Source organism: Sphingomonas panacis, from assembly GCF_001717955.1.
Classification (GTDB): Bacteria; Pseudomonadota; Alphaproteobacteria; order Sphingomonadales; family Sphingomonadaceae; genus Sphingomonas; species Sphingomonas panacis.
In genome coordinates this window covers 2,679,352-2,696,260 of the sequence record NZ_CP014168.1, presented here as the reverse complement: position 1 = coordinate 2,696,260, position 16,909 = coordinate 2,679,352, and the positions used below count along the sequence as shown (strand labels likewise).

General features: G+C 68.5%; 14 protein-coding genes. 6 read left to right on the top strand and 8 right to left on the bottom strand.

The features are described 5' to 3' along the window. Positions 1-206 precede the first annotated feature (206 nt). From J0A91_RS12325 to J0A91_RS12310, 4 genes are read right to left on the bottom strand one after another with little or no spacing between them, the layout of a single operon-like run. Positions 207-1,142 carry an alpha-E domain-containing protein gene (locus J0A91_RS12325; protein WP_069205158.1) on the bottom strand — a complete coding sequence of 312 codons (936 nt, stop codon included), beginning with the start codon at positions 1,140-1,142 and terminating at the stop codon, positions 207-209. Further along, on the bottom strand, positions 1,142-2,650 hold the full coding sequence (locus J0A91_RS12320) for a circularly permuted type 2 ATP-grasp protein (RefSeq protein WP_069205157.1): 1,509 nt from the start codon (positions 2,648-2,650) through the stop codon (positions 1,142-1,144). The genes J0A91_RS12325 and J0A91_RS12320 overlap by 1 nt, the downstream gene beginning before the upstream one ends. 16 nt (positions 2,651-2,666) lie before the next feature. Continuing rightward, positions 2,667-3,572 carry a subclass B3 metallo-beta-lactamase gene (bla, locus tag J0A91_RS12315; protein ID WP_083224948.1) on the bottom strand — a complete coding sequence of 302 codons (906 nt, stop codon included), beginning with the start codon at positions 3,570-3,572 and terminating at the stop codon, positions 2,667-2,669. Beyond that, positions 3,572-5,611: a protein-disulfide reductase DsbD family protein gene (locus J0A91_RS12310; RefSeq protein ID WP_069207272.1), complete on the bottom strand. Its 2,040-nt coding sequence runs from the start codon at positions 5,609-5,611 to the stop codon at positions 3,572-3,574. The genes bla and J0A91_RS12310 overlap by 1 nt, the downstream gene beginning before the upstream one ends. 79 nt (positions 5,612-5,690) lie before the next feature. Between J0A91_RS12310 and J0A91_RS12305 the strand changes: the two genes are divergently transcribed. Both J0A91_RS12305 and acnA read left to right on the top strand, forming a co-directional pair. Further along, entirely contained in the window at positions 5,691-7,355 is a 1,665-nt protein-coding gene (locus tag J0A91_RS12305; RefSeq protein ID WP_069205155.1) for an alkaline phosphatase family protein, read from the top strand. Between the two features lie 299 nt (positions 7,356-7,654). Beyond that, positions 7,655-10,333 (top strand): aconitate hydratase AcnA, encoded by a 2,679-nt coding sequence (acnA, locus tag J0A91_RS12300; RefSeq protein WP_069205154.1) that lies wholly within the window; start codon positions 7,655-7,657, stop codon positions 10,331-10,333. Between the two features lie 73 nt (positions 10,334-10,406). Here acnA and J0A91_RS12295 read toward each other — a convergent pair whose 3' ends face one another. Both J0A91_RS12295 and J0A91_RS12290 read right to left on the bottom strand, forming a co-directional pair. Next, positions 10,407-11,270, bottom strand: a complete 864-nt coding sequence (locus tag J0A91_RS12295; protein ID WP_069205153.1) for a hypothetical protein — start codon at positions 11,268-11,270, stop codon at positions 10,407-10,409. Positions 11,271-11,365: 95 nt separating this feature from the next. Next, positions 11,366-12,634, bottom strand: coding sequence for a S8 family serine peptidase (locus J0A91_RS12290; protein WP_150126906.1), 1,269 nt, complete (start codon positions 12,632-12,634; stop codon positions 11,366-11,368). A 64-nt stretch (positions 12,635-12,698) separates the two neighbouring features. On the opposite strand from J0A91_RS12290, the gene J0A91_RS12285 reads away from it, so the two are divergent. Both J0A91_RS12285 and J0A91_RS12280 read left to right on the top strand, forming a co-directional pair. Then, positions 12,699-13,187, top strand: a complete 489-nt coding sequence (locus tag J0A91_RS12285) for a sigma-70 family RNA polymerase sigma factor (RefSeq protein ID WP_069205151.1) — start codon at positions 12,699-12,701, stop codon at positions 13,185-13,187. After that, positions 13,184-13,903 carry an anti-sigma factor family protein gene (locus tag J0A91_RS12280; protein WP_069205150.1) on the top strand — a complete coding sequence of 240 codons (720 nt, stop codon included), beginning with the start codon at positions 13,184-13,186 and terminating at the stop codon, positions 13,901-13,903. The genes J0A91_RS12285 and J0A91_RS12280 overlap by 4 nt, the downstream gene beginning before the upstream one ends. A gap of 13 nt (positions 13,904-13,916) precedes the next feature. Here J0A91_RS12280 and J0A91_RS12275 read toward each other — a convergent pair whose 3' ends face one another. Beyond that, positions 13,917-14,387: a DUF1203 domain-containing protein gene (locus J0A91_RS12275; protein WP_069205149.1), complete on the bottom strand. Its 471-nt coding sequence runs from the start codon at positions 14,385-14,387 to the stop codon at positions 13,917-13,919. After that, the gene (gene ada, locus J0A91_RS12270) at positions 14,384-15,418 is read right to left on the bottom strand and encodes a bifunctional DNA-binding transcriptional regulator/O6-methylguanine-DNA methyltransferase Ada (protein ID WP_069205148.1); all 1,035 of its coding nucleotides are present in this window, start codon (positions 15,416-15,418) and stop codon (positions 14,384-14,386) included. Before ada ends, J0A91_RS12275 begins: the two co-directional genes overlap by 4 nt. Before the next feature lie 80 nt (positions 15,419-15,498). On the opposite strand from ada, the gene J0A91_RS12265 reads away from it, so the two are divergent. Next, positions 15,499-16,158: a hypothetical protein gene (locus tag J0A91_RS12265; RefSeq protein WP_069205147.1), complete on the top strand. Its 660-nt coding sequence runs from the start codon at positions 15,499-15,501 to the stop codon at positions 16,156-16,158. A gap of 195 nt (positions 16,159-16,353) precedes the next feature. Then, positions 16,354-16,908, top strand: a complete 555-nt coding sequence (locus J0A91_RS12260; RefSeq protein ID WP_069205146.1) for a F0F1 ATP synthase subunit delta — start codon at positions 16,354-16,356, stop codon at positions 16,906-16,908. The last annotated feature ends 1 nt before the right edge of the window (position 16,909 follow it).

The following is a 16,909-nucleotide window of genomic DNA, read 5'->3' as shown; positions in this document are numbered from 1 at the left end:
CCGCTGGCGCAGCACCGATCAATAAACAGCATACCGCAAGCTTTAGACTACGCATTATGCCTGCCTCTCCTTGACACGCCTCAACGCCACACGATGCAATGGCGAAACTATCCCCGTAACGTGGCACAACGACGTCGCTCACTAATGCCGGGCTTGCGCGCAATCAGCCTTCGGTAGAGCACCAAGCCAGCACCAAACGCACGCCCTCACCCGAACTTGAACTGCCCCGCGATCGCGAAGTGCAGGTCGTCATTCTCGGCGAGGAAGCGTTCGAGATATTGGTGCAGCCCGCCAGCGATCACCTCTTTCGAGTGGGTCTTGAGCATACGCGCCTGGCGGTTGCGCGCCATCTGGTCGGCTTCGCCGTGCATGCCGGTGCGCTTGGCGAGCAGGTCGAGGATTTCGACGGTTTCCTCCGCCGAGGCGGCGAGGCTGCGCGGGAGTTCGGCGCGGGCGATGAGCAGGTCGATGACGTTCGAGGGCTGCAGACCTTCGGAATAGAGCCAGCGATAGGCGGTGACGGCGGAGACGGTTTGCAGGATCGTCGTCCATTGGTCGCGATCGACCACGCCGCCGACGGGTTCACCGGCGGGCAGCAGGATGTGGTATTTGACGTCGAGCAGCCGCGCGGTGTTGTCGGCGCGTTCGACCGCTTGCCCCAGCCGGATGAACCACGTCGTCTGGTTGCGCAGCATGCGGTGGATCGCGCCTTCGAAGCCGCGCGTCGCGGTCTTGACCGCTTCGGCGAGCGCGAGAGTCGCGGCGGCGCCGCCGGGCATCGCGCGGTTCTGGAACAGCAGCCACGCCTGGTTGATGCCGGTCCACGCCTCGCGGGTGAGCGAGGTGCGGACCGCGCGCGCGTTGTTGCGCGCCAGATCGAGCGAGCGGACCAGCGAACCGGAATGCGTGGAATCGAGCGTGAGGAAGCGCGCGACCGAATCCTGCCCGACCTCTTCGCCGGTCTTGGCGAAGGCGGCGACGGTGTCGGTGACGGCGAGCGCGCTTTCCCACGCCACCCGCCCGGCCGGGCGCGGCGAGAGCGCGTCGAGGCGGATCGTCGCCTCGACGAGCCGCGCGATGAAATCGGCGCGCTCGACATAGCGGCCGAGCCAGTACAGCGACGAAGCGGTGCGCGCGAGCATCACTTGCCGCCCAGGCTCTGGGTCATGCCGCCCATCGATTGCGACATGCCGCCCGCACCCTGCGATTGCGTCATCGCGCCATCGTCCATCAGCACGAAACTGTCCTTGGTGCCGCCGCCTTGCGACGAATTGACCACGAGCGATCCTTCCTTGAGCGCGACCCGCGTCAGCCCGCCGGGCACGACCTGAACGCCGCGCGATCCGGTGAGGACGAACGGGCGGAAATCGACATGGCGCGGCGCTAGGCCGGCTTCGCCGAGCGTCGGCACGGTCGAGAGCGCGAGCGTCGGCTGGGCGATGTAGCGGTGCGGCTCGGCGACGAGCGCGGCGCGGAAGGTTTCGATCTCGGCGCGGGTCGCGGTGGGGCCGACGAGCATGCCGTAGCCGCCCGATCCGTCGACCAGTTTGACGACGACATCCTTGAGATTATCCAGAACATAGCTGAGTGCCTGCGGTTCGCGGCAGCGCCAGGTTTCGACGTTGGGGAGCTTCGCCTCGCCGCCCGAATAATATTTCACGATTTCCGGCATGTAGCTGTAGATCGCCTTGTCGTCGGCGATGCCGTTGCCCGGCGCGTTGATAAGCGCGACGTTGCCGGCGGCATAGGCGCCGATCAGGCCGGGCACGCCGAGCATCGAATCGGGGCGGAACACCAACGGATCGAGGAAATCGTCGTCGATGCGGCGGTAGATCACGTCGACCTTCACCAGCCCGCCGATCATGCGCATCCACACGAAATTGTCTTCGACGACGAGATCGGCGGCCTCGACCAGTTCGATCCCCATCGAATCGGCGAGGAAGCTGTGTTCGTAATAGGCCGAATTGTAATGGCCCGGCGTCAGCACCACGCAGACCGGCGCCGCGACGTTGCCCGGCGCGACCGAGCGCATCGTTTCGAGCAGCCGATCGGGATAGGAATCGACCGCCGCGACGCGGAAATGGTGGAACAGTTCGGGGCAGAGCCGAAGCATCGCCTCGCGGTTTTCGAGCATGTAGCTGACGCCCGAGGGGGTGCGGGCGTTATCCTCGAGCACGTAGAAGTCGTCGGGGCCGGTGCGGACGAGATCGATCCCGCAGATATGCGCCCAGATGCCGTGCGGCGGGCGGATGCCGGCGACCTCAGGGCGGAATTGCGGGTTGCCAAGGATCAGGTCGGTCGGCAGCACGCCGTCCTTGAGGATGCGCTGGTCGCCGTAAATGTCTTCGAGGAAGGCGTTAATCGCCTCGACGCGCTGGACCAGCCCTTCGGAGAGCCGCGCCCATTCGCTGGCGAGGAAGATGCGCGGCACGATGTCGAACGGGATGATGCGTTCGCTGGCGTCGCTGTCGCCATAGACGGCGAAGGTGATGCCGAGCTGGCGGAAGGTCGCCTCGGCGGATTGCTGGCGGCGGCGCAGATCGGCGTCGGACGTCCCCTCGATCCAGGTGCCAAGCGCCGCGAGTTCGGATCTGGGTGTCGTCGACCCGGCCTGCCCCATGATCTCGTCGAACGCCTGTCGTATTCCCATCGAACTGGTAACGCTCCTAAGTGCCGTTGGAACCATGCTGCGACGGATTATTGCGCCGCACAAGACGCTTTCTTGCGGAGAAACCCTCAGCGCGGAGCTTATTGTCGAAATCGCCCCGCGCCTCGGTGACGATCCGGCCCAGCAAGGCCCGATCGACGAACGCGCCGACACCCGCGCCGGCCTGCGCGCGCGCCTCGCGTCCGAGCACGTCGGCGATCTCCGGGTGCATCGGCAGGACGATGTCGGCGGGCATCGCCGCCAGCCGCGCGAAACTGCGGCGATAATCGGCGACGATGCCCGGATAGGCGCGATTGCCGTGGAGGACGTTATCGGCGACGGTGATGCTGCACGGGAACACCACGCGCAGCGTCCGTCCGCGCTCGGCGACGGGCATCGACCAGGTGGTGCAGCCGGGGGTGTGGCCCGGCGTCAGCGTGGCGGTGATGCCGACACTGCCGAGCCGGATCGTCTCGCCGTCGCGCACGATGCGATCGACCGGCACGGGCGGGAAGCGGGTGTGGCCGTTGGTGTTGTCGGCTTCGTGACGCCCGCGCCGCAGCGCTGGCGCGTCGGCGGCGGAGGCGACCAGCCGCGCGCCGGTATCATGGCGAAGCGCCGCGAAGGCGGCGGCATGATCGAAATGGGCGTGCGAATTGAGCATCAGCTTGAGCTGCGCGGGCGCGATGCCGATGCTCTTGAGGTTGCGCTCGATCAACGGCGCGCTCTGCGCGAGCGGGCCGCTGACGAGGATCGCGCCGGCATCAGTCTTGATCGCGTAGACGGCGAGTCCGCGCGTGCCGACGTACCAGACCGGGCCGACGATGTGGAACGGCGCGATCGGCTGCGACCAACTGGCGGGCGACCCCGCCAGCGCCGGGCTGGCGACGAGCGCGAGCAGCGCGGCGAGGGTGTGGCGGATCATCATAGCGCCGCCAGCATCCCGGATGTCAGCACCTGCGGCAAGACCTGTGGCTCGGCGGCGCCGGGGGCGTAATAGAGATACAGCGGGACGCCGGCGCGGTTGTGCGCCTCGATGAAGCGGCCAAGCGCGGCGTCACCGTTGGTCCAGTCGCCGACCAGCACGGCGACGTTCTTCTTCGCGAAGGCGGCGCGGGTGGCGTCGGTCTCGATCGCGGCTTTCTCGTTGACCTTGCAGGTTAGGCACCAGTCGGCGGTGAAATAGGCGAAGACCGGGCGGTTGGCGGCGCGGAGTTGCGCGAGCTTGGTTTCGCTGAACGCTTCCTCGCCGACGCTGGCGACTGCCGCCGGGGCCGCGTGGAACCGCGCGATCGATGCACCGGAAAAACCCGCGACCGCGAGGATCGCGATCAATGCCGCCACGCCGAATGGCTTGCCCTTGCGTTGCCGCAGGCCGCCCCACCACAACAGCAGCGCCACCGCCAGCGCGGCGACCATGCCCGCCGCCAGACCATTCACCCCAATTTGCCGCCCCAGCACCCATGCGAGCGCGATTCCCGTGAGCCACATCGGAATCGAGAGGATGCGGCGGAACGTCTCCATCCACGCGCCGGGCCTCGGCAGCAGCTTGCGCAAGCCTGGCACGAAGCCGAGCGCGAGGAACGGCAGCGCGAGGCCGATGCCAAGCCCGGCGAACACCGCCAGCGCGGCATACCACGGCAGCACCAAGGCCGCGCCGAGCGCCGCGCCCATGAACGGGCCGGTGCAGGGCGTGGCGATGAACGCCGCCAGCGCGCCAGTCATGAACGCGCCGCCCGCCCCGCCCGCCGCGTTGACGAAGCGCGGCGTCGGGATTTCGAACAGCCCGCCGAGGTTGAGCGACAGCGCCACGACCAGCAGCAGCAGCACGACGATCGCACGCGGGTCTTGCAACTGGAACGCCCAGCCGACCGCGCTGCCGCCGGCGCGCAAGCCGAGGATGATCGCACCCAGCGCCACGCACACCGCGACCACGCCCGCCGTATACGCGAGCGCCTCGTGCCGCGCCGAGCGCTCGTCGAGATGTCCGCGCGCGAGGCTCAGCGCCTTGAGGCTCAGGATCGGGAAGACGCAGGGCATGATATTGAGGATCAGCCCACCGAGCATCGCCCCGCCGAACGCGATCAGGGCGGCGAGCAGCGCGCCGTTGGCGGGGGCTTCGGTGGGTGCGGCGCTCGCGGCGGCCACGGCGCCGGGCTTTGCGGAGACGACCAGCCCCTGCCCGCCGCCGATCGCCAGTACGCCGGTCAGCGCTCCGCTCCCGCCCGCGCCCGGCTTGGTGGCGATGACGATACGGTCGCCATCGCGCGTGATCGTCTGCGCGGCGGCATAATCGACCAGCCCGGTCGAGAGCGGATAGAAATAGGCGTCGGCGAGCGGTGCGCCGGCCGGATAAGGCACCGCGATCCGCAACGCGCCGTTCGCGGACTGGAACGTCGCCGCCGAGCCGATCGGCTTGGGGATCGCGCGACGCCATGCGTCGAAGCGCGCACGAGTCTCCGCCGTCACCGCGCCGGTGCCGACGGTAAGGTCGATCGCGAGATCCGCCGATTCGGGCACGCACACGGTCTGCGTGCAGACGAGATAGGACATGTGCAGCTTGACCGGCAGCGCCGTCCCTGCCGCCAGCCCGGCCGGGACATGCAACGTCACCAGCGGCGCATAGGGCTTTTCGAACACATAGTTCATCAGCCCTGCGACGAGCAGCCGTTCGGGCACTGGATAGACCGGCGCGTCGGCGGTCGCGCCCTTCGGCAAGCTCCAGTCGAGTTTGGCGGGGAAGCCGGCATCGCCCGGATTCTGCCAATAGCCGTGCCAGCCGGGTTCGGGCCGCGTGTCGAGCGCGAGCGTGACCGTGCTGCCCCCCGTCGGCGTTGTGCTCTCCGCAACCAGCCGGATCGCGAGGTGCGGGCCGTCCCCGATCGCGCCGGGGGCGTCGGCATGTGCCGCGCTTGCCGCGAAGAACGCGAGGACCGTCACGAACAGGTAATGAAGCACACGCATCGGGCAGTCCTTGTCGGCAAACCACGTCTCGGCCATAGCCGCGCGCGGGAGTGCTTCGTTACGCCGCGAAAGGAAAGCCATGAATCGCCTCACCTCCCTGCCCCTGATCGCGTTGGCCCTTTCGTTAGCGCTGGTCGGCGCGCCGCTCGCGGCCCAGACGGCGGCGCCCGCCCCCTCGCCCGAGACGCCGCCCAAGCTGATCGTCGCGATCTCGGTCGATCAATTTTCGGCCGATCTGTTCGCCGAATATCGCAACCATTTCACCGGCGGGTTCGCGCGGCTGCTGACCGGCGATGTGTTCCCCTCGGGCTACCAGAGCCACGCCGCGACCGAGACGTGCCCCGGCCATTCGACGATCCTCACCGGCTTCCGCCCGGCGCGTACCGGCATCATCGCCAATAGCTGGTACAACCTCAAATCGCCGCTTGCCGACAAGGTGATCTATTGCGCCGAGGACGAGACCATCCCCGGCAGCACGCACGAGGCGTATACCGTCTCCGACCAGCATCTGCTCGTGCCGACGCTCGGCGAGCGGATGAAGACCGCGAACCCGGCGGTGCGCAACGTGTCGGTCTCGGGCAAGGATCGTTCGGCGGTGATGATGGGCGGGCACAAGGATACGCTCGACGAGATCTGGTGGTGGGACGGCAAGAATTTCGTCAGCTACGCCGGGCGCAAGACGCCCGCGATCGTCACGCGCACCAACGCGATCGTCAACGCGCGCATCGCCGAAGCACAGGGCGCGTTCGAGGTGCCCGATTTCTGCACGAGCCGCGACCGTGCCATCCCGATCGGCGGCGGCAAGACGGTCGGGTCGGGCCATTTCGAGCGCGACGCTGGCAACCGCGCCAAGTTCCGCGCGTCGCCTGAGTTCGACAACGCCATCCTCGCGCTGGCGGCGGGCATGGTCCGCGACATGAAGCTCGGCACCGGCCCCGCGACCGACATCATCGATATCGGCGCCGCCGCGACCGATTATGTCGGCCACACCTATGGCACCGAGGGCGCCGAGATGTGCATCCAGCTCGCCAACCTCGACCATTCGCTCGGCGAATTGTTCGACCAGCTCGACCAGACCGGCGTGGATTACCTCGTCGTGCTGACCGCGGATCATGGCGGCCACGACGTGCCCGAGCGCAACCGCGAACATGCCGCGCCGACTGCCGTGCGGATCGACCCGGCGTTCACCACGAAGGCGGTGAGCGACGCGGTCGCGGCCAAGCTCAAGCTGCCGGGACAAGTGCTGTTCGGCGAATCGGGGTCGGGCGACCTGTGGATCGACCCCAAGCTGACCAAGCCGCAGCATGACGCCGTGCTGGCCGAAGCGCTCAAAATCTATCGCGCCAATCCGCAGGTCGCCGCCGCCTTCTCGGGCGCGGAGATCGCCGCCTCGCCCGCCCCCGCCGGCCCGCCCGAGACGTGGCCGCTCATCATGCGCGCCAAGGCATCGTATAACCCGCTGCATTCGGGCGACATCGTCGTCGCGCTCAAGCCGCGCGTGATGCCGATCCCCGACCCGACTCACGGCTATGTCGCGACTCACGGCAGCTTCTGGGACTATGACCGGCGCGTGCCGATCCTGTTCTGGCGCAAGGGGATGACCGGCTTCGAACAGCCGTTGTCGGTCGAGACGGTCGATATCATGCCGACGCTCGCCGCCGCGATCCATTTGCCGGTGACAGCGCCGCTGCCCGATGGCCGCTGCCTCGATCTGGATGGCGGCGCGGGATCGACCTGCCCGTAAGCCTGTAAGAAAACATTGCTGGGCCGCGCCGATAAACTCATACAAAAGCTTGTCGGCGCCTAGCATGCCACAGTATAGGTCATGCTTGATGCGAGTTCATCGCAATAGCACGTCTCCGCGAGCGATGGTTCGCGGCGACGCGCAATTTGCTGCGCCGCACACCCTTCCCCATTGCGCGCACCATTGCTAAGGCCACCCGCGACTCTTGCATTCGCCCTAGCCGGGGCGCGCTCGTGCGGCCTACCCGGTCGTCTTCCCGCCGCGCTCCCGTCACGGGGCTTCACATGGGAAGGACCCGCATGACCGCCATTGGCCAGGATACGCTCGGCACCCGCGCCACGCTCGACGTGAACGGAATCGCCTACGATTATTACTCCCTGGCCACGGCGGCGGAAAAGCTCGGCGACATCAGCCGCCTGCCTTTCTCGATGAAGGTGCTGCTCGAAAACCTGTTGCGCTTCGAGGATGGCGTGACCGTCACCGCCGAGGACATCCAGGCGATCATCGACTGGCAGATCGACAAGCGTTCGGACCGCGAGATCCAGTATCGCCCGGCGCGCGTGCTGATGCAGGATTTTACCGGCGTTCCTTGCGTGGTCGATCTCGCCGCGATGCGCGACGCGATCACCAAGCTCGGCGGCGACGCGGCCAAGATCAACCCGCTGGTGCCCGTCCATCTCGTCATCGATCACTCGGTCATGGTCGACGAGTTCGGCACGCCCAAGGCGTTCGAGGATAACGTCGAGCTCGAATATCAGCGCAACAACGAGCGCTACGAGTTCCTCAAGTGGGGCAGCAAGGCGCTCGACAATTTCAAGGTCGTGCCCCCCGGCACGGGCATCTGCCATCAGGTCAACCTCGAGAACATCGCGCAGGCGGTGTGGTCCTCGGTCGCGCCTGACGGCAAGAAGATCGCCTACCCGGACACCTGCGTCGGTACCGACAGCCACACCACGATGGTCAACGGCCTCGGCGTGCTCGGCTGGGGCGTCGGCGGGATCGAGGCGGAAGCGGCGATGCTCGGCCAGCCCGTCTCGATGCTGATCCCCGAAGTGGTCGGCTTCAAGCTGACCGGCACGCTCGCCGAGGGCATCACCGCGACCGACCTCGTGCTCACCGTCACGCAGATGCTGCGCGCCAAGGGCGTGGTCGGCCGCTTCGTCGAGTTCTACGGCCCCGGCCTCGACGCGCTCAGCCTCGCCGACCGTGCGACGATCGCCAACATGGCGCCGGAATATGGCGCGACTTGCGGCTTCTTCCCGATCGACGACGCCACGCTCGAGTACATGCGCCTGACGGGCCGCGAAGAGGACCAGATCGCGCTGACCGAAGCCTATGCCAAGGCGCAGGGCTTCTGGCGCGTGGCGGATGCGCCCGATCCTGTCTTCACCGACACGCTCACGCTCGACATGGCGAACGTCGTGCCGTCGCTCGCCGGACCCAAGCGCCCGCAGGACAAGGTGATCCTCACCGAAGTCGACGACACGTTCAACGCCGATCTCGTCAAGGTCTATGGCCACGGCAGCGCCAAGCGCGTCGCGGTCGATGGCCGCGACCACGACATCGGCGACGGCGACGTGGTGATCGCCGCGATCACGAGCTGCACCAACACCTCGAACCCCTCGGTGCTGGTCGCCGCCGGCCTCGTCGCGCGCAAGGCCAATGCGCTCGGCCTCAAGCCGAAGCCGTGGGTCAAGACCTCGCTCGCGCCGGGTTCGCAGGTCGTTACCGACTATCTCAACAAGTCGGGCCTCAGCGCCGATCTCGACGCGGTCGGCTTCAATCTGGTCGGCTATGGCTGCACCACCTGCATCGGCAATTCGGGTCCGCTCGCCGAGCCGATCTCGAAGGCGATCAACGGCAACGACATCGTCGCCGCCTCGGTGCTGTCGGGCAACCGCAACTTTGAAGGCCGCGTCTCGCCGGACGTGCGCGCCAACTTCCTCGCCTCGCCGCCGCTGGTCGTCGCGTATGCGCTGAAGGGCACCGTGGTCGAGGATTTCACCACCACCCCGATCGGTCAGGCGACCGATGGCAGCGACGTCTACCTCAAGGACATCTGGCCCTCGAACGCCGAGGTCCGCGAGCTGATGGACGCCAATATCGACCGTGCGATGTTCCAGTCGCGCTACGCGAGCGTGTTCTCGGGCGACGCGCGCTGGCAGGCGATCGACGTGACCGGATCGGACACCTACGCATGGCGCGCCGGATCGACCTATGTCGCCAACCCGCCGTATTTCGAGGGAATGACGATGACCCCGGTGCCGACCGAGGACATCATCGAGGCGCGGCCGCTCGCGATCTTCGCGGACTCGATCACCACCGACCACATCTCGCCGGCCGGTTCGATCAAGGCGGACAGCCCCGCCGGCAAGTTCCTGCTCGACCATCAGGTGAGCAAGGCGGACTTCAACAGCTACGGCGCGCGCCGCGGCAACCATGAAGTGATGATGCGCGGCACCTTCGCCAACATCCGCATCAAGAACGAGATGACGCCCGGCATCGAGGGCGGCGTGACCAACTACGTCCCCACCGGCGAGACGATGCCGATCTACGACGCGGCGATGCGCTACAAGGCGGATCATACCCCGCTCGTCGTGATCGCAGGCAAGGAATATGGCACCGGATCGTCACGTGACTGGGCGGCGAAGGGCACCAACCTGCTCGGCGTGCGCGCGGTCATCACCGAGAGCTTCGAGCGGATTCACCGCTCGAACCTGGTCGGCATGGGCGTGCTGCCGCTGCAGTTCGCTGAGGGTGTGACGCGCCAGACGCTCAAGCTCGACGGCAGCGAGACCTTCACGATCATGAAGGTCGCCGAGATCCGCCCGCGTCAGGACGTCGACGTGACGCTCACCCGCGCCGACGGCACGGTCGAAACGTTCAAGACGCGCTGTCGCATCGATACCGTCAACGAGCTTGAGTATTTCCTCAACGGCGGCATCCTCCAGTACGTGCTGCGCAAGCTGGCGGCGTAACCCTGCGAATTCCGGCCCGGGCGCTGTCGCCCGGGCCGGAGCATTCTTTTCGAAGTGTCTTTCAGACGCGCGCTTATTTCGCGGCGTTCTGGATCTCGCCCTGCCCCATCGCCGAAACGAGCAAATTGCCGTTGCCGCTGAAATTGGCGGCCGGCAGCGTGGCGAGCTTGTTGCCGACCTTCATCGTGATCGTCTCGATGCGACCGCGCGCGTCGGTCGCCACCGCGTTGACGCGGCCGATCACGCTGCCGGCGGCATCGCGCACCTTCATGCCACGCGTGACGGTGAAGCCGCCCGATCCCGCCGCATCGCCGTTGCCCGCCAGCCCGAGGCCGTCCGAGCCGCTATCCGCGCCGCCCGAAGCGCCGCCGGTCGCCGATCCGTTCGCCGTACCCGAGCCGGTAAGGTTGGCGGCGCGATCGCGAAGCGTGCCGACCGCGGTGCCAGCCTGGTTCCCGGCGGCGCCAACGGTATTGCGCGCGGAGCCGACCGCGCCGCGTGCCGCGTTTCCGATCGCATCGGTGCCGATCAACTGCGCGCTGCCGCTGCCGGACGCCGAACCGCTGGCATTGCCCGAAGCCGCGCTGCTGGCGGGGCCGGTCGCGTTGGCGACGGTCCCGCCGATCGTGCCATCCACCGAACGGCTGGCCGATACATTGCCCTTGCGGCGATCGACCTTGGTCGAGCCATTGGTCGATGCGGTATTGTCGAGCGTGCCCTGCGTCGTCGAACGCAGGCTGCGGGAAACAGTCGAAGTGCCGTTCAGCGTACCGCCGAGCATCCCCGTACCGTTGCCGGCGATACCGCCCAATCCTCCGCCAAGCGCGCCGCCCAGCCCGCCACCCAGTCCGCCGTGCCCGCCGAGCAACTGCGCCGACGCTGGAACCGCGCTGAAGGCGAGAACGATCGCTGTCGTACCGATAAGGAACGTCTTCATGATGCCATCCTTCCTGTGGTCTTGCGGGCGCCGCATCGGCGCCCTCACAGGAAGAACGGGTGCCGCCGGGCGTTTAATCCGCGGCGACGAAAAACTTATTTCGCGGCTGTCCGACACCCTTCGCACAATATCCCGCGTCCATAGCGGCTGGCCGGCTTGGCCTTGCGCGCTTCGCCGTCCGCCGCCTTCAGCGCCGCCGCCTTGCCGTCGGCGGCGAAACGCGCGAGACGGGCGGCGACGAGCGGCGCGGCGAACGAGGTGCCACGCACCGCCACGCCACGCCCCTGCGCATTGGCCGCGAGCATATCCGCGCCCGGTGCCGCATAGTCGAGGTGCAGCGCGCGCCCCGCCTCGATCAACGCGCGCCCGCGCCCGTCGACGCCGGTCACCGCGATCACGCCGGGATAGGACGCCGGATAGGACGGTGGCGCGGCCGGCCCGTCGTTGCCGACTGCCGCAACCACGATCATGCCCCGCCCCTGCACCGCTTGCACCACGCGCGCGAGCAAGGGATTGGCAGGGCCGACCAGACTGATGACCGTCACCGGCACATGTTCGCTGGCGAGCCATGCCAAAGCCTTCGCGATGGCGAGCGCATTGCCGCCAGCGGCGTCCTTGCCGTAGACGTCCGCCGCGTACAGCCGAGCGCCCGTAGCCGCGCCCCGCACGCCGCCCCCGCCGATCAGCAGTGATGCGATCGCGGTGCCGTGGTCGTCCGACGACGGCGCGCCCAACGCGAAGCCGCGTTGCACGACCGGGCCGTCGACCATCGCCACCCCGCCGTCGATCATCCCGATCGCGCCGGACACGCTCCCTTGCGCGGCCGTCCCGCCGGACGTCGCTGCGACGGCGACCGCGCCGCTCTCGAAATGCACTTGATCGGCCGAGACATCGCGGCCCTTGGCGAGCCGGCGCATCGCGCGGAGCCCTTCGACCATCGATTTGCCCCGTGGCACGTCGAACCGGGCATAGCCGATGTCGAGCCCCTCCAACGCGCCGCGTTCGGCCAGCGTAAAGCCCGCCTGCGTCGCGGCCGCGACCAGCGTGTCATCGGGGTCGCTGACCAGAACGGTGCCGGCACGCGCGGGATCGCCGTGATCGTCGCGCGCCAGTTCGGTGCGATGTTCGCGCACCAACGTGGTGATCCGGTCCAGCCGGGCCTGCGCCAGCGCGACGACCGCCGATGGCAGTTCGGGCGCCGCCCGCACCGTATCGGTCACGCCGCGCAGCGTGTCGTTCACGATATCGGCCACGCGCGGCAACGCCACTTGCGCCGCTACGGGCGTCCCGAGCAGCAGCAAGGCAGGGATCAGCACGCGCTTCATCGTGCGCGCGACCCTAGGCGGATCGGGAAAATCTGTCATGTCCGGGATGAAACGGATCGGGACATCCGTTTCATCCCTGTCGGCAGGCGAAAGGACATGGCGGGTGCGTTTCGAGGACGAACTGATCGGCCTGCTGCCGCGTCTGCGGCGGTTCGCCCGCTCGCTCGCCTTCGCGCCCGCCGACGCCGACGATTTGTGTCAGGCGACCATCGAGCGCGCGCTGAAATCGCGCGACCAATGGCAACCCGGAACGCGACTGGATAGCTGGATGTACCGTATCATGCGCAACGCCTGGATCGACACCGCCCGCGCGACCAGGCGGCGCGGCGAGACCTTCGTGGCGGCCGAAGCTGGTGAAAGCGTCGGCGACGCCGGCGACCGCGCGATCGAGGCGCGGGTCGAACTCGGCAACGTCGGCCGTGCGATGGCGATGCTGCCGCCAGACCAGCGCGAGGCGGTCGCGCTCGTCCTGGTCGAGGGGCTCGCGTACAAGGAGGCGGCGATGGTGCTGGAGATACCGATGGGTACGCTCACGTCGCGGCTTGTGCGCGGCCGCGAAGCCTTGATGCGAACGCTGGGAGACGCGGCATGAGTGGCGAGATCGATCCCGAGATGCTGATGGCCTATGCCGATGGCGAACTCGATCCGCTGTCGGCCAAGCGGGTCGAGCGCGCCATCGCCGCCGACCCGCAAGCCGCCGCGACGGTGGCGCGGCATCGCGCGTTACGCGCCACGCTCGCGCAGGCGCTCGATCCGGTCGCGGCGGAACCCGTGCCGAAGCCGCTGCTGGCGGCGATCGAAGCCCCCAAGGTGGCGGACCTCGCTTCGGCGCGGGCGGCGCGGCGGCGCCCGCGCAAGTGGAGCGGCTGGCCGGTGGGCGGCGCGATCGCGGCGAGTCTGGCGCTGGGGCTATTCCTCGGCGGGCAGCTTGGCGGCGGCGCGGCGGTGACGAGCCGGGGTGGCGCGCTCATCGCCTCGGGCAGCCTCGACCACGCGCTCAACACGCAGCTCGCATCGACTCAGGACAGCGCGGCGACGACTCGCGTGCGCGTCACCTTTCGCGACCGATCGGGCGCCATCTGCCGGACGTTCGCGACGCCGGCGCTCGGCGGCATCGCCTGTCGTGACGGGGATGCCTGGGTTTTGCGCGAGACTCGCGCCCGGGCCGGGACGGCGGCGACCGAATATCGTCAGGCCGGGTCCGAGGACGCCGCGATCATGGCCGATGCGGAAGCCGCAATGTCGGGCGATCCGTTCGACGCCGCGGCCGAAGCGCGTGCGCGAGCAATCGGCTGGCGGTCGCGGTAGGCGACGCGCGATCTCAGCGGCGGTCGACCCGCGCCGCGAAGCAGCCGCGCTTGGCGTTGTGTGCGTGCAGATACGCGACCGCCGGATCGGCGAACATCCGCGCGATCAACGGCGCGAGATCGGTGCCGTCGATCACATCGGCATCGGTCATCATGCCAGCCGCGTCGAACGCGCGCAGCGACAGCAGCCGGCGGGCGAGGACATCGGGCACGACATCCTCGAAGACCGCCGGCGCATCGGCGCCCTCGCGCACGAAGATGGCGTGCCGCGAACGGTACGGCGTCGCCACCGGCAGATGTTCGAAGTTGAGCAGCAGCACATCCGCGCCGGGGGCGACATCCTCAAGCGTCACGCGACAAGGAAAGCCGGGCGCGGCATCCACCCGCATCCGCACCACACCCTGCTCGGCCAGTGCGACATCGCTTTGGCCATACAGGCCACGAAACGGCGCGGGATCGAGCCCGCGGATCACGAACCCGCTCATTCCACGCCCTCGCGTTTGCGCAGCGCGACCTTGCGATCGATCCCCCAGGCGTAGCCGGCCATCGAGCCGTCGGCACGCTGCGCGCGGTGGCAGGGGATGACGATCGAGACCGGGTTGGCGCCACATGCCGTCCCCGCCGCGCGCACCGCCTGCGGGTGGCCGGTCGCGGCGGCGAGCTCTCGGTAGCTGCGCGTTTCGCCGAGCGGGATATCGCGCAGCGCCTGCCACACCGCCTCCTGAAACGCGGTGCCGCGCACGTCGAGCGGCAAATCCATGTCGCGATCGGGCGATTCGACCGCCGCGACCACGCGCGCGGCGAGATCGGCGAGCGCGGCGCCGCCGGGGACGATCTCCGCGTTGGGGAAACGCGCGCGCAACGCCGCCTCGCCTTCGTCGAACGAGACGCGGCACAGCCCTTTGTCGGTGGCGGCGACCAGCATCGGGCCGATGCTGGTGGCGGCGATGGTCCAGCGGATCACCGCGCCAGCGCCGCCCTTCGCCCAGGCGCTCGGACTCATGCCGAGCCGGGTCGCGCCCTGTTCGTAGAAGCGGCTGGGCGCGGAATAGCCCGCCTCGTAGATCGCGTTGGTCACGCTATTCTCCTCGGTGAGCGCCTGTGCGGCGCGGGTGGCGCGAAGGCCCCGCGCATACGCGGCGGGCGTGACGCCGGTCGCGCGCTTAAACAGGCGGTGGAAATGGTGCGGGGCGTAGCCGACCGCTGCCGCCAGCGCCTCCAGCCCGGTCGCCGCCTCTGCTTCGATCAGCGCGATCGCCTGCGCGACGGCCACCCGGTCACGCGCGGCATCGTCGGGCTTGCAGCGCAGGCAGGCGCGGTAGCCCGCCGCCTGCGCCTCGGCGCCATCGTGGTAGAACGACACGTTTTCGCGCTTGGGGCGCCGCGCCGGGCAGCTCGGCTTGCAATAGATACCGGTGGTGTGGACCGCGACGACGAAACGCCCGTCGCGGCGGCGGTCGCGCGCGTCGAAGGCGGTCCAGGCGGCGTCGATGTCTATAGGGAGAGGCTCGGGCATGGCGCCGGTATAGGCGCGTCGCCCGGCGCGTCACATCCCGCCGCTTGCGGTCAAAGCCGGGTTGCCTGTAGCGGGAGCGAATGCCCGCCCTGCCCCCCACGCCGGTTGCGACCGCCGCCGATGCCGCCTGGCCCGATACGCGCGTCGCCCGGCTGGCGGCGCTGGCGATGGTGCAGGACCTCGAACTCGCGCTGCTGACTCACGACAGCGCGACTCTGGTGCTCGACGACTGGTGCGTTCGCCACGGCCTCGCGCCGGCCGGCACGCAGATCGTCGCGGACCGGCAGCCGGGGGCGGAGCGCCCCGCCCCACCCGAGGTGCGCGCGGCGCTTCACGTCGGCGCGGACGAGCCGGTGCGCTACCGTCTCGTCCATCTGCGCTGCGGCGCGCGCGTGCTGTCGGTGGCGGAGAATTGGTACGTGCCGGCACGGCTGACGCCGGAGATGAACCGCGCGCTCGATTCGACCGACGTGTCGTTCGGGCGAATCGTCCGGCCGCTCGGCTTTCATCGCGTGGCACTCGGCTCGCGCATCCTGTGGGCGCCACTTGGCGACACCTGGGACACGCAAGCCGGTGATAGCGCTATCAAAGATCGCGCCGCCAAAAGCCTCGTGATCCCGGCGCGGGTAATCGAGAACCGCGCGGTGCTGGTGTTGCCCGACGGCACGCCATTCTCGCAAGTCATCGAGAACTACACGGCTGCGGTGCTGGGTGCGCAACCACCCGTGATACGCCGCTGAATTCATCCCGGCGGCGTGCCGATTGCCTCACCGGCCGCGCCGTAACTATCCACAGGTCTTGACCGCTTCGCCCGGCTTGCGCATTGCGGAACCCGATGCTAACCGCCCGCCAACCCATCGGCAGGCGCGTCTGCGCCAGCCTTGTTATTGCATGGGGCCATCTTTTGTTCGCCCTTACCTGAGGAACCTGATCGCGTGGAGACATCCGGCGGTATTCAAGCCAGTTTAAGCGGTCGCTACGCGACGGCTTTGTTCGAACTGGCACGCGAGACCAAGGCAATCGACACCGTCGAGGCCAGCCTCGCGACGGTGCGCGCCGCGCTCGACCAGTCGGACGATTTCAAGCGCCTGACGCAAAGCCCGCTGGTGTCGCGCAAGGACGCCGCCAACGCGACCGCCGCCGTCGCCGACGAACTCGGTCTGGACGCGACGACTAAGAAGTTCCTCGGCGTGCTCGCCGACAACCGCCGGCTGTCGCAGCTTCCCGCCGTGATCCGCGCCTTCCGCGATCTCGCCGCCAACTTCCGTGGCGAGACGACCGCCGAAGTCGCCTCAGCGCACCCGCTGAGCGACGATCAGGTCGATGCGCTCAAGCAGCAGCTCCGCACGCGGGTCGGCCGCGATGTTTCCGTCGACCTCACGGTCGATCCCTCGCTCCTCGGTGGGCTGGTCGTCAGGATCGGCAGCCAGATGATCGATTCGTCGATCAAGACCCGTCTCAATACGCTCGCGCACGCGATGAAAGGCTGAC

Bases quoted from the DNA above. Each gene is read 5' to 3' on its own strand.
- acnA (WP_069205154.1), top strand. From the start codon at position 7,655: ATGACCGCCATTGGCCAGGATACGCTCGGCACCCGCGCCACGCTCGAC.
- J0A91_RS12290 (WP_150126906.1), bottom strand. From the start codon at position 12,634: ATGACAGATTTTCCCGATCCGCCTAGGGTCGCGCGCACGATGAAGCGC.
- J0A91_RS12305 (WP_069205155.1), top strand. From the start codon at position 5,691: ATGAATCGCCTCACCTCCCTGCCCCTGATCGCGTTGGCCCTTTCGTTA.
- J0A91_RS12265 (WP_069205147.1), top strand. From the start codon at position 15,499: ATGCCCGCCCTGCCCCCCACGCCGGTTGCGACCGCCGCCGATGCCGCC.
- bla (WP_083224948.1), bottom strand. From the start codon at position 3,572: ATGATCCGCCACACCCTCGCCGCGCTGCTCGCGCTCGTCGCCAGCCCG.
- ada (WP_069205148.1), bottom strand. From the start codon at position 15,418: ATGCCCGAGCCTCTCCCTATAGACATCGACGCCGCCTGGACCGCCTTC.
- J0A91_RS12295 (WP_069205153.1), bottom strand. From the start codon at position 11,270: ATGAAGACGTTCCTTATCGGTACGACAGCGATCGTTCTCGCCTTCAGC.
- J0A91_RS12320 (WP_069205157.1), bottom strand. From the start codon at position 2,650: ATGGGAATACGACAGGCGTTCGACGAGATCATGGGGCAGGCCGGGTCG.
- J0A91_RS12310 (WP_069207272.1), bottom strand. From the start codon at position 5,611: ATGCGTGTGCTTCATTACCTGTTCGTGACGGTCCTCGCGTTCTTCGCG.
- J0A91_RS12280 (WP_069205150.1), top strand. From the start codon at position 13,184: ATGAGTGGCGAGATCGATCCCGAGATGCTGATGGCCTATGCCGATGGC.
- J0A91_RS12325 (WP_069205158.1), bottom strand. From the start codon at position 1,142: ATGCTCGCGCGCACCGCTTCGTCGCTGTACTGGCTCGGCCGCTATGTC.
- J0A91_RS12275 (WP_069205149.1), bottom strand. From the start codon at position 14,387: ATGAGCGGGTTCGTGATCCGCGGGCTCGATCCCGCGCCGTTTCGTGGC.